Source organism: Tenacibaculum sp. MEBiC06402, assembly GCF_049239625.1.
GTDB lineage: Bacteria > Bacteroidota > Bacteroidia > Flavobacteriales > Flavobacteriaceae > Polaribacter.
This window is the reverse complement of the sequence record NZ_JBMKKT010000083.1, coordinates 146,161-159,008: the sequence shown is the minus strand read 5'-3', so window position 1 is coordinate 159,008 and position 12,848 is coordinate 146,161. Positions and strand designations below refer to the sequence as shown.

At 31.0% G+C, this 12,848-nt stretch carries 13 protein-coding genes; 9 read left to right on the top strand and 4 right to left on the bottom strand.

Translation table 11 applies throughout. From position 1 onward, the window contains the following. Positions 1-83: 83 nt before the first annotated feature. Both ychF and ACOSP6_RS02690 read right to left on the bottom strand, forming a co-directional pair. On the bottom strand, positions 84-1,175 hold the full coding sequence (gene ychF / locus ACOSP6_RS02695) for a redox-regulated ATPase YchF (protein WP_422093201.1): 1,092 nt from the start codon (positions 1,173-1,175) through the stop codon (positions 84-86). A gap of 130 nt (positions 1,176-1,305) precedes the next feature. Next, complete coding sequence (locus tag ACOSP6_RS02690) at positions 1,306-1,656, bottom strand: 4Fe-4S dicluster domain-containing protein (protein ID WP_422093200.1); 351 nt, start codon at positions 1,654-1,656, stop codon at positions 1,306-1,308. Between the two features lie 71 nt (positions 1,657-1,727). Between ACOSP6_RS02690 and ACOSP6_RS02685 the strand changes: the two genes are divergently transcribed. The 9 genes from ACOSP6_RS02685 (at position 1,728) to ACOSP6_RS02645 (ending at position 11,052) form a co-directional block, all read left to right on the top strand. After that, on the top strand, positions 1,728-2,789 hold the full coding sequence (locus ACOSP6_RS02685) for an acyl-CoA reductase (RefSeq protein WP_422093199.1): 1,062 nt from the start codon (positions 1,728-1,730) through the stop codon (positions 2,787-2,789). A 10-nt stretch (positions 2,790-2,799) separates the two neighbouring features. After that, positions 2,800-3,864, top strand: coding sequence for a 3-phosphoserine/phosphohydroxythreonine transaminase (gene serC, locus ACOSP6_RS02680; protein WP_422093198.1), 1,065 nt, complete (start codon positions 2,800-2,802; stop codon positions 3,862-3,864). A gap of 108 nt (positions 3,865-3,972) precedes the next feature. Next, positions 3,973-4,917: an NAD(P)-dependent oxidoreductase gene (locus tag ACOSP6_RS02675; RefSeq protein WP_422093197.1), complete on the top strand. Its 945-nt coding sequence runs from the start codon at positions 3,973-3,975 to the stop codon at positions 4,915-4,917. Between the two features lie 3 nt (positions 4,918-4,920). Beyond that, positions 4,921-6,162 (top strand): DUF1015 domain-containing protein, encoded by a 1,242-nt coding sequence (locus ACOSP6_RS02670; RefSeq protein WP_422093196.1) that lies wholly within the window; start codon positions 4,921-4,923, stop codon positions 6,160-6,162. Then, positions 6,162-6,830 carry a YggS family pyridoxal phosphate-dependent enzyme gene (locus ACOSP6_RS02665; protein WP_422093195.1) on the top strand — a complete coding sequence of 223 codons (669 nt, stop codon included), beginning with the start codon at positions 6,162-6,164 and terminating at the stop codon, positions 6,828-6,830. The genes ACOSP6_RS02670 and ACOSP6_RS02665 overlap by 1 nt, the downstream gene beginning before the upstream one ends. Positions 6,831-6,905: 75 nt before the next feature. After that, positions 6,906-8,003 (top strand): exonuclease domain-containing protein, encoded by a 1,098-nt coding sequence (locus tag ACOSP6_RS02660; RefSeq protein WP_422093194.1) that lies wholly within the window; start codon positions 6,906-6,908, stop codon positions 8,001-8,003. 23 nt (positions 8,004-8,026) lie between these two features. Further along, positions 8,027-8,851, top strand: coding sequence for an ion transporter (locus ACOSP6_RS02655; protein ID WP_422093193.1), 825 nt, complete (start codon positions 8,027-8,029; stop codon positions 8,849-8,851). After that, a complete protein-coding gene (miaA, locus tag ACOSP6_RS02650; protein WP_422093192.1) occupies positions 8,851-9,759 on the top strand; it encodes a tRNA (adenosine(37)-N6)-dimethylallyltransferase MiaA in 909 nt (302 codons plus the stop codon). Before ACOSP6_RS02655 ends, miaA begins: the two co-directional genes overlap by 1 nt. 111 nt (positions 9,760-9,870) lie before the next feature. After that, entirely contained in the window at positions 9,871-11,052 is a 1,182-nt protein-coding gene (locus tag ACOSP6_RS02645; RefSeq protein ID WP_422093191.1) for a vWA domain-containing protein, read from the top strand. 63 nt (positions 11,053-11,115) lie between these two features. On the opposite strand, the gene ACOSP6_RS02640 is transcribed toward ACOSP6_RS02645, so the two are convergent. Both ACOSP6_RS02640 and ACOSP6_RS02635 read right to left on the bottom strand, forming a co-directional pair. After that, positions 11,116-11,376, bottom strand: a complete 261-nt coding sequence (locus ACOSP6_RS02640; RefSeq protein ID WP_422093190.1) for a hypothetical protein — start codon at positions 11,374-11,376, stop codon at positions 11,116-11,118. A gap of 8 nt (positions 11,377-11,384) precedes the next feature. Next, entirely contained in the window at positions 11,385-12,848 is a 1,464-nt protein-coding gene (locus ACOSP6_RS02635; RefSeq protein ID WP_422093189.1) for an AAA family ATPase, read from the bottom strand.

Here is a 12,848-nt window from a genome sequence, read left to right as displayed (position 1 = left end):
GATTTATTTGTGATTACAAAATACAAAAAAGCTCAAAACCATACGATTTTGAGCCTCTTAATATTTATAAGAAAATTTTCTTATTAAACGTTAAATCTAAAATGCATTACATCGCCATCTGCAACAACATATTCCTTCCCTTCTACTCTAACTTTACCAGCTTCTTTCACTTTCGCTTCACTACCGTAGGTTTCATAATCATTATAGCTAATAGTTTCTGCTCTAATAAATCCTTTTTCAAAGTCAGTATGAATAACTCCAGCAGCTTGCGGTGCAGTAGCTCCCACAGGAATGGTCCAAGCTCTTACCTCTTTAACACCTGCTGTAAAATATGTTTGCAAGTTTAATAATTTATATGCCGAACGAATCAAACGAGAAACTCCAGGTTCATCTAATCCAATATCTGATAAGAACATTTGACGTTCTTCATAGTCATCTAATTCTGCAATGTCAGCTTCAGTAGCAACAGCTAAAACTATAATTTCAGCATCCTCGTCTTTTACAGCTTCTTTCACTTTATCAACATAGGCATTACCATCTTTTGCAGCTGCTTCATCAACATTACAAACATACATTACAGGTTTTGCTGTAATAAATTGCATCGATTTCACTAACTCCTCTTCTTTTTCAGTAAATTCAATAGTTCTTACTGATTTTCCTTCTAATAAAACCGCTTGAATTTTCTCTAAAAGCGCCAGCTCAGCTTGGGCTTCTTTGTTTCCAGTTTTAGCAGCTCTTTTCACCTTCTCTAATCGTTTTTCAACTGCTTCTAAATCTTTTAACTGTAACTCAATATCAATAGTTTCCTTATCTCTAATCGGATCTACAGAACCATCAACGTGCACTATATTATCGTTATCAAAACAACGTAAAACGTGCAAAATAGCATCAGTTTCTCTAATATTTGCTAAGAATTGATTCCCTAAACCTTCACCTTTACTTGCTCCTCTTACTAATCCAGCAATATCAACAATTTCTACAGTAGCAGGAATAACTTTTTCAGGATTTACTAATTCCTCTAATTTTTCTAACCTTGGATCAGGCACATTTACCACTCCTAAGTTCGGTTCAATAGTACAGAAAGGAAAGTTTGCACTTTGCGCTTTTGCATTTGATAAACAATTAAATAATGTTGATTTTCCAACATTTGGTAATCCTACTATTCCAGCTTTCATGTTTCTTAAAATATTTAGATAAAAAATACAAGTATTAATGACTTGATTTTTGCGGTGCAAATATACAATTTTCAAGCAAAAAAAATCCCGAGTATTTACTCAGGATTTTCTTTAATTCTTAAATTTTATTTTAGTCGTTATGCATAAATCGTTGTTTTGCTAACAACTCTTCCTCTGTCTCTACATTGTTTTCATCTGGAACACAACAGTCTACAGGACAAACAGCAGCACATTGAGGCTCTTCATGAAAACCTTTACATTCAGTACACTTATCTGCAACTATATAGTAAATTTCATCGGAAATAGGCTCTTGATCTTCATTAGCATTAGCACTATTTCCATTTGGTAAAACAATGTTTCCATCTAAATCAGTTCCATCAGAATATTTCCATTCTTCTGCACCTTCATATATTGCTGTGTTTGGGCACTCAGGTTCGCAAGCACCACAATTTATACATTCATCTGTTATAATAATCGCCATAGCTAATCTATTTCAGTTTTGTAACTTTGCAGTTGCAAAAATAAAGCCAATTTAATTTAGAACCAATTTAAATGGATAAAATCGAAAAACGAATTAATTCGTTTGTACAATTAGGACAATTTTTAGGACAATTCTCAAGAGAAAACATCGAGAGAAATGATACAATTGCTCTAAATGAAATGTTTTTTGATGGATTTAAACATCAGCTAAAATTAGCAGAGGAATCAAATACTTGGTTTACAAAGGAGAACCTTTTGTTTGCTTGTGAAAATTGGTCAAATGCTTTGACAGTTGAAAATATCAAAAAATGGATTTTTGAGGAAGATTTGAATAATACAACGAATAAAAAAGTTGCCATTGTTATGGCTGGTAATATTCCGTTGGTTGGTTTTCATGATTTTCTTTCTGTATTACTTTCTGGTCATTCTGTTTTGGCGAAACTATCAAGTAATGACAAACATTTACTTCCTTTTTTAGCTAAGTTCCTAGAATTTTCCAACGAAGAGTTTAAAGGTAAAATTGAATTTACCAATGATAAGCTTCAAAACTTTGATGCAGTAATTGCTACAGGAAGTGATAATACTTCTAGGTATTTTGAATACTATTTTAAAGACAAACCGAACATTATTCGTAAAAACAGAAATTCAGTTGCTGTAATAACAGGTACTGAAAATGAATCGGATTTTGAATCATTGAGTGAAGATGTTTTTAGGTATTTCGGTTTAGGTTGTCGTTCTGTATCTAAATTATTTGTTCCTCGAGGTTTTGATTTTGATGCATTTTTCAGAGGAATGTTTAAAAAACAGGATATTATTAACAATACAAAATACGCTAACAACTACGATTACAATAAAGCTGTGTATTTAATGAGTGAGTTTGATATTTTAGAGAACGGATTCTTAATGATTAAAGAGGATGAAAGCTACTCCTCTCCTATTGCTTCTGTTTTCTATGAATATTATGATGATCCAGTAGACTTAAAAATAAAGTTGTACGAAGATCGTGAAAAAATACAGTGTATCGTAGCGAAAGATTTTATTGAAAATGAGGTTAAATTTGGGCAGACACAACATCCAAATTTATGGGATTATGCAGATGGAGTTAATACTTTAAAGTTCTTATCAACCATTTAATAAAATTGTAATGAAAAAACATAATTTTAGTGCAGGTCCGTGCATATTACCTGAAAGTGTATTACAAAAAGCTTCTGAAGCTGTTGTAAACTTTAATAATGACGATTTATCTTTGATTGAAATTTCTCACAGAAGCAAACCTTTTGTTGATGTAATTGAAAAGGCTAGAAATTTGGCTTTAGAACATTTGAATCTTCAAGATAAAGGTTATACAGCTCTTTTTCTTCAAGGTGGAGCAAGTTCTCAGTTTTTAATGACGGCCTATAATTTTTTGCATAAAAAAGCCGCTTATTTAAATACTGGAACTTGGAGCAGCAAAGCAATCAAAGAAGCTAAATTATTCGGAGAATTAGTTGAAGTTGCCTCTTCAAAAGATAAAAACTTTAATTACATTCCTAAAGGTTATACCATTCCTAAAGATGTCGATTATTTTCACTGTACAAGTAATAACACGATCTATGGAACCCAAATGAAGAGTTTTCCAGAAATAGATGTTCCTGTAATTTGTGATATGAGTTCGGATATATTTTCTCGTCAACTTGACTTTTCAAAGTTTGATTTGATTTATGCTGGAGCACAAAAAAATATGGGACCAGCTGGAGCAACTCTAGTAGTTATTAAAAATGAGTTTTTAGATAAAATTTGTCGTGAAGTTCCTTCAATGTTAAACTACAAAATTCATGCTGATAAAGATAGTATGTTTAACACTCCTCCTGTGTTTTCGGTGTATGTTTCAATGTTAACTTTAGAATGGTTAAAAGATATCGGAGGAATTGATTTTATAGAAGGAGTTAATCAGAAAAAAGCGGATTTATTATATTCCGAAATTGATAGAAACCCATTATTCAAGGGCTTGGTTGAAAAGGAAGATAGAAGTATTATGAACGCTACTTTTATTTTAACGAATGAACGACTAACATCAAAATTTGATGCGATGTGGAAAGAAGCTAGAATAAATGGTTTAGGAGGTCATCGTTCTGTAGGAGGTTATAGAGCAAGTATGTATAACGCATTGCCTTTGTATAGTGTTCAAGCACTTGTAGATGTAATGAAAGAATTAGAAAGAAAAGCATAAATCGTCATTCCGAATAACCTGAAGGAATCTTATGATTAAACGCTGTATTTAGTTTAGTATATCATAGATTACTTCATTTGCTTTCGCTATGACATATCAAATTATAAAATGAAAATATTAGTAAACGAAGGAATTACGCAAGAAGGTGTAGTAATATTAGAGGATAAAGGTTTTGAGGTAGTAATTACAAAAGTTGCACAAGAACAACTAGAAAACTTTATTAATGATAATAGTATTGATGCAATATTAATTAAGAGTAAAACACAAATTCAACAGGAATTAATTGATGCTTGCCCAAGTTTAAAGTTAATTGCATCTGGAAGCATGTCGATGGATAATGTTGATGTGCAATATGCAATTGATCAAGGACTACAAATTGTTCATAGTCAAGAAGGAAGCGCTAATGCAATTGCGGAATTAGTATTTGCCCATCTTTCCGGAATGGTTCGTAACTTACATCAGGCAAACAGAGAAATGCCACTTGAAGGAGATATGAATTTTAAAGGTCTGCAAAAGTTATACAATGGAACTGAGTTGAGATCAAAAACTCTAGGTTTAATCGGTATAAATTCAAGTAGTTTGGCTACGGCTAAAATAGGCATTGGTTTAGGAATGAATGTTTTAATAACCGATCCAGAAGAAACTGATGCTTCAATTGAATTAGAGTTTTTTGACGGACAAACTATCCAATTTGAATTAAATTCTATTCCTTTTGATGAAGTTATTACCGAATCAGATTTTATTTCAGTTCATTTACACACGCACGATTTTAAACTGACAGAAAAAGAGTTTAAAAAAATGAAAGATGGTGTTGGCATAATTAATTGCGTCAAAGGTGGACTTTTAGATGAAGTTGCTTTAGTTCAAGCAATTGATTCGGGACAGGTTAAGTTTGCCGCTTTAGACAGTTTTGAAAGCGAACCAAGACCAGAAATTCAACTATTAATGAATCCTAATCTTTCATTATCACCAAAAATTAGTAATGCAACAAACGAAGCACAACAAAGAATAAGCATTGAGTTAGCGAATCAAATTACTACTTTATTATCATAATTTATGGCAAAAATTAAACCATTTAAAGCTGTTCGTCCCACAAGAGATAAAGTGGCATTGGTTTCATCAAAATCTTATGAAACATATCCTGAAAATGAATTGAATGCTAAGTTGGCTTTTAATCCTTTTACATTTTTACACGTGGTCAATCCAGGGTATAAATACCATAAACAAGATGTTACAGGTGAAAAACGTTTTAAACTGGTTCATAATAGATATTTGGAGTTCAAAGAGAATGAAATTTTCACAGAAGAAGAGAAACCTGCTCTTTATGTATATCAAAAAAAGTCAGCTACTCATTCTTTTTCTGGTATAATCGCAGCAACTTCAACAGAAGATTATCATAATGATGTTATTAAAATTCATGAACGTACGTTAAAAAAACGAGAGTTACTTTTCGAAAATTATTTGAAGAACACTGGCTTTAATGCAGAACCAGTACTTCTAACCTATCGTGAAAATGATATTATAAATAATGTTATTGAAAAATACAAATCTCAGCGTGCTGAATATGAATTCACAAGCTCTGATAAAGAATTACATTTACTCTGGGTTATAAAAGATCAAGTGGATATTGATTTGGTAGTTGATGCTTTTAATAAAGTGAATACGCTATATATCGCTGACGGACATCACCGAACAACTTCCTCTTGTATTTTGGCTAAGAACTTAGCGAATGAAAATCCAAATCATACTGGTGAAGAAGATTATAATTTCTTCATGAGTTATCTACTCTCTGATAATCAATTAAGTATTTATGAATTCAATAGATTCATTAAGGATTTAAATGGCTTAACACCAGATGAGTTTTTAATTGAGTTAGATACTTATTTCAGAATTGAAAATCGCGGACAAGAATTATATCGTCCGAAAGAAAAGCATCATTTCAGTATGTATTTAAAAGGAGAGTTTTATGCCTTGTATTTGAGAAAGTCTGCTTATTCTTTTTCGGATGAATTAAGTGAACTAGACGCTGAAATTCTATTTAGGACTGTCTTGAAACCTATATTAGGTATTGACGATATCCGTGACGATTCTAAAATTATCTATTCTCAAAATAAATCAGATGGATTAGAATTAAAAACCAAAGTTGATAGCGGAGAGTTTAAAGTTTCATTTGGTATGCTTCCTGTAAGTATTAAGGAAATTGAAACAATAGTTGACAAAGGTTTAGTAATGCCTCCTAAAACCACTTACATAGAACCTAAACTACGTAGTGCTTTAACCATTTATGAGATACTGTAATGATAAAAGATAATTTAACTAAAATAAAGAAGAGCATTCCTGATTATGTTACGTTGGTAGCAGTTTCAAAAACAAAACCAATAGCCGATATTCAAGAAGCTTATAATGCGGGTCAACGTGTTTTTGGTGAAAATAAAGTACAAGAAATGGTTACCAAATACGAGGAGTTACCAAAAGATATTGAATGGCATATGATTGGTCATCTTCAACGTAATAAAGTAAAGTATATGGCTCATTTTGTGGATTTGATTCATGGAGTTGATAGTTTAAAAACGTTGAAGGAAATCAACAAACAAGCTAAAAAGCATAATAGAGTAATCAATTGTCTTTTACAAGCTCATATTGCAGAAGAAGAAACTAAATTCGGACTATCATTCGACGAAATATCAGAAATTAAAAATTCAGAAGTGTTTTCTGAATTACAGAACATTAAAGTAGTTGGACTCATGGGAATGGCAACATTTACCGAAAATGAAGAAAAGATTATTTCAGAATTTTCAAGTTTAAAAGCTTATTTCGATACCGTCAAAAACGACGTGGAGGATAATTTTGATTTAAAAATTCTTTCAATGGGAATGAGTGGTGACTATCCATTAGCCATTGATTGTGGCAGTACTATGGTTCGAATTGGGAGTTCTATTTTTGGTGTTAGAAACTACTTATCATAACTTTTTTTTATAGCTGTTTGATTTTCTTATATTTGCCCCATTCATAGCTACTAATTTAAATAAGGAGGGGATTGCATGTACGCTATAGTTGATATTGAAACTACTGGGGGAAAATTTAACGAAGAAGGAATAACTGAAATTGCCATATATAAATATGATGGGCATACAATTGTTGATCAGTTTATCTCTTTAGTAAATCCACAGAAAGAAATACAAGAATTTGTTGTAAAGCTAACAGGTATTAATAATAAAATGCTTCGTAATGCACCTAAATTTCACGAGGTAGCAAAGCGTATTATTGAGATTACCGAAGGCTGTGTTATTATTGCTCATAATGCTTCATTTGATTATAGAATTTTAAGAACCGAATACAACAGGTTAGGCTATGAGTATGTAAGAGATACACTTTGTACAGTTCAATTAAGTAAAAAGTTAATTCCAAATGAAGATTCTTACAGTTTAGGAAAATTATGTCGTTCACTCGGAATTCCAGTTACTGATCGCCATAGAGCAAGTGGAGATGCATTAGCCACTGTAAAACTATTTAAACTTTTATTGGATAAAGATCTCGATAAAAAAATTCTTGAGAGAACAATTCAATTCATAGATAATAGAAATTACAAATTAAAAATCAATAGTATTTTAGAGGAATTGCCAGAAAAAGAAGGTGTTTTTTATGTACATAATGAAAATGGAAATGTAATATTCATAGGACGTGGAAAAAATATCCGTTTAGAAGTCAACAAGCTGTTTCTAAAAGATAATAAACGTGCTCAAAAGATTAAAAACAAAGTTGATATTGTTACCTACCAAGAAACAGGAAATCAATTATTTACAAGATTAAAATACTATTTAGAATTAGATAGTATAAAACCAAAATATAACTTAATAAGAAAGAGGAAATTAACTCATTTAGATTTCAATCACGATCATTTCTTAATTGTAGAAAAAGGAAGGATTCCTGAAGAAAACTTAATTATTTTAGTTGAGAAAAATGATGTAATTGGTTACGCTTTTACCAACTTATCTTATCAAAGAAATCAATTAAATGTTCTCAAAAAATTAGTTACTTTAATAGAAAATAAACCACTAGCAAAAACTATTATAAAAAATTATTTATTGAATAATTCAGTAGGACAAATTGTACGTTTCGAACTAGAAAATAATTTGTAATATTGCTGATATAACTCATAGTTTTGGCAGATAATCAAACGCAATCAAATTGGAAAAAACGTCTTCATGAAATTATTTATGAAGCCGATACTCCTGCTGGAAAATTATTTGATGTTATTCTCCTTATAGCCATTATTGTAAGTATTACACTTGTAATGCTTGAAAGTGTTGATACAATTGGACAAAAATATATTTATGAACTAAATATTGCAGAATGGATAATTACCATTCTATTTTCCATAGAATATATATTACGAATCATATCAATTAGTAAACCTGCTAAGTATATTTTTAGCTTCTATGGATTAATCGATTTTCTATCAACAATTCCAAAGTATCTATCAATCATTTTCACTGGAACACACAGTTTAATTGCTTTAAGAGCCCTTCGATTGTTAAGGGTTTTTAGAATTCTAAAACTTGCTCGTTTCATTCAAGAATCTCAGCATTTAGCCAAAGCATTAAAAGCTAGTAGAGCTAGAATATTTGTTTTTCTATTTTTTGTATTAATTGTATGTATCATTTTAGGATCCATAATGTATTTAGTAGAAGGTGCTGAAAATGGATTTACAAGTATTCCTAGAAGTGTATATTGGGCTATTGTTACTTTAACTACTGTTGGTTTCGGTGATATTGCTCCTAAATCTCCACTCGGCCAATTTATAGCGAGTGTAATTATGATTTTAGGTTACGCCATAATTGCCATACCAACTGGGATTGTTTCTTCTGAGATAGCAAAAAATCATGAGCTAGATTTAAATACCCAATCTTGTCCAAACTGTGCCACAGAAGGTCATGTAGATAATGCTATCTTTTGTCATCATTGTGGAAGTAAATTGAATGATTAATGAATACACTTATTACAATTGTTGGTCCTACTGCTATCGGAAAAACAGCATTAAGCATTCAACTCGCACAGTATTTTAAAGCCGATATTATTTCATGTGATTCAAGACAGTTTTATAAAGAAATGAGCATTGGAACTGCAGTTCCCGATGAAGAAGAATTAGCTGCAGCGAAGCATCATTTTATTCAAAACAGAAGTATTTTCGAAGACTATAATGTCGGTAGTTTTGAAAAAGATGCATTAGAAAAGTTAGATGAATTATTTGAGAAAAACCAAATTCAATTGATGGTTGGTGGTAGTGGTTTATATGTTGACGCGGTAATCAAAGGATTTGATTATTTTCCAGATGTTGATCCAAAAATTCGTGAGAAACTAACCGAAGAACTTAACTCTAAAGGAATATCATCTCTACAACAAAAGCTAAAAGATTTAGATATAAAAACTTATGAAACTATAGCGATTGACAATCCTCATCGTTTAATTAGAGCTTTAGAGATTTGTATCGGAACAGGACTTCCCTACTCTTCATTTATAAATAAAGAAAAAAAGGAGCGTAATTTTAAAACCCTAAAAGTGGGACTTACGGCAGATCGTGAAATTATCTATGAAAGAATTAATCAAAGAGTTGATATAATGATGGAGAACGGTTTACTGGAAGAAGCAAAATCTTTGTATGAACATAAAGAACTTAACGCTTTACAAACTGTTGGTTATCGCGAATTATTTCAATATTTTGATGGAAATTGGGATTTAGATTTTGCTATTTCAGAGATTAAAAAGAATACTCGACGGTTCGCTAAAAGACAGCTTACTTGGTTTAAAAGAGACCAATCTACTTTATGGTTTGATTATAAAGAAGATATACAAACTATCATCAATCAAATAGAACAATCTCTAACTAATGATTAGTTTATAAGAAATTATTTTTGCGATTTCATCCCGTTTACTCAATTAAAAAGCCTACTCACTCAATATAGATTGTTTTAACAGTACTATCCTATTAGTTTTGAATAAAAAAAAATGATGAATAAACTAATATTTATAGCATTGTTATCTTTTGGAACAGTTAGTTGCAAAAACGATGTAAAAGAAAAACAAAATGAGGTTATTATTACTGCGTACGCTAATAATAGCATTACAGAGTCAAGAAAAAACATAAAAACTAAAGATATAGAAATTGTTTTTTGTTTAGACGCAACGGGAAGTATGAGCGGGTTAATTGGTACTGCGAAAGAAAAAATTTGGGATATTGTTTCAGAATTAGCGCAAAGTGGCGATGTTGATAATCTAAAATTAGGAATGGTGTTTTATAGAGATCGTGGCGATGGCTTTGTCACCAAACAAATTGCACTAACTAATGATTTAGATGAAGTTTATTCTGACTTATTAGAAATTAATGCAGCAGGTGGAGGTGATACACCGGAAAGTGTAAATCAAGCATTACATGAGGCTATAAATGACATGAAATGGTCAAACAAAAAAAATACATATAGAACCATTTTTGTTGTTGGAGATTGTCCACCTCATATGGATTATCAAGATGATGTAAAGTACACGGAAAGCTGTAAAAAAGCTGCAAGAAAAGGAATTACAATTAATACAATAAAATTGGGAAACAGTTGTAAAAGCGCTATTTATCATTTTAAACAAATGGCGAGTTGTACAAATGGTGAATTTATGCAGCTAGATCAGAATGCATCTGATATTGTAATAGCAACCCCTTATGATAATGAAATTTATGAAATTGCGCAATCTATTGATAAATCCAGAATGTATTACGGAAATGAGACGGAGCAAGCTTTTAATTACGATAAAAAAGCAAAGTCTATGGATGTTTATGAAAAGAGCTCAAAAACTGCTAATAGTGCCAGAGCTACTTATAAAATGAGCAAAACTGGAAGAAAATCGTGGCTAGGAAATAAAGAAATTGTAAATGATTATGCACAAGGAAAAGTCGATGTAGATGAAATTAAAGAAGAAGAATTACCAAAGGAATTAAAAGGAAAAAGTAGAAAAATAATAAAAGAAGAATTAGAAAAATTAAAAAAAGAGCGAAGTAAAAAAGAAAAACAATTAAAAGAATTGTCAGCGAAAAGAAAACAATTTATTAAAGAGAAAAAGAAAGAGTTAACATCAGACAAAACCTCTTTTAGTGAAAAAGTCGTTGATGTATTAAAAAAACAAGCGGAAAAGAAACAATAAGTTTGCTCGGGGATTTTGAGTAAGAACCACCAAAAATCTTAGGATTTGAGGTGGTTTTATTTTTTAAAGTTTAGTCTCTATTTTAAAAACATATTTGGATTCCTCTCTATCATAAGTTACTTCATAACAAGGAAGTTTAAAATTAAAAACCGTACTTGCCCATTCTGCGAAAGCAAAAAAAAGTGCCTCATCTTGATAATCTGTAAAATTCTGTTTTAAATCATGAATTGTAATTATTAAAGGCTTTTTTATATCGTGTCTAATCCAATTTAAACCTTCAAATAGATACTTCTTTTGAAAGTTTGGAATATCTAATTCTGACAAGTCTAATTCTATATCCCCCTAATATAATTAGCTAAAGAATCATTGAATTGAAAACCTTTTGTAAAGCGTTCTTTATTTAATATTTTGAATTCCGATAACGCCCAAAGAATCAATTCTTTTAAGAAGTAAACATCGTCTTTTGGATAATTAGAATGATAAGTATCTATCAGCTTTTGTAGCGGTTTAATAACATCTAACTGCTCTCTGAAATATACATCATTCATGTCGTCTAATAATTCAATAGCATCGCTTGTATAAAACCATTGTACAATAGCATCATATGGAGTTTCTTCATCCTCTTTCTTCAGTTTTTTAATTTCTGGGAATAACTCAAGAAATAAAGTTTTAACAGCATTACTAATTAAATTCTGAGCAACAAAATCAGCTCCCTCCTGTTCTCCTTCATATACTAATTCTATTTTTCCAGTAATCGCGGGAATTGCCCCGAAGAAATCTAGTAAACGAACAGTAGTTTTATCATCTTCTGTCAAGAAACTTCTTCTTTCTGCAGTACTGATGAGATTCTCTAAAACAGATATGCTCATACGAGCACTAACACCGCTTTTTACATCGACATATTCACTATCTCTAGCTTCAAAACTAATTTGTTCTACAAGTCTCTTTGCTAATTTTGGAACATACACCGTTTCTTTTTGATTCTGCAGAGCATTAGCTTCTTGTTCTGTGATTTTCTCTGCAATTTCAATAGACTTAGGATAATGTGTTAAAATTTGAGAACCAATTCTATCTTTTAAAGGAGTTACAATACTTCCTCTATTGGTATAATCTTCTGGGTTTGCTGTAAATACAAACTGAATATCTAAAGGTAAACGTAATTTGAATCCACGAATTTGAATATCACCTTCTTGTAAAATATTGAAAAGCGAAACCTGAATTCTAGCTTGTAAATCAGGAATTTCATTAATTACAAAAATGCATCGATTCGCCCTTGGAATCATTCCAAAATGAATTACACGATCATCTGCATAACTCAATTTTAAATTCATCGCTTTAATTGGATCAACATCTCCAATTAAATCTGCAACGGTAACATCAGGTGTTGCTAATTTTTCATAGAAACGTTCGTCACGATGCAACCATGTGATTGGAGTATCATCACCTTTTTCTTTAATTAATTCTTTTGAATAGCGAGATAATGGTTGTAACGGGTCATCATTTATTTCAGAACCTTCTACAACTGGAATAAATTCGTCTAATAAGGTAACCATTAAACGGGCTAACCGAGTTTTTGCCTGTCCTCTTAAACCTAGTAAGTTAATGTTATGTTTTGATAAAATCGCTGTTTCTAATTCAGGAATAACAGAGTTTTCATACCCCCAAACTCCTTCAAAAACTGTTTCTTGATTTTTTAATTTTTGAATTAAGTTTTTTCTTAATTCATCTTTTATTGAAATTGATTTGTATCCAGATTTTTTTAAATCTCCTAGTGTTTTTATATCGGTATAATTCAT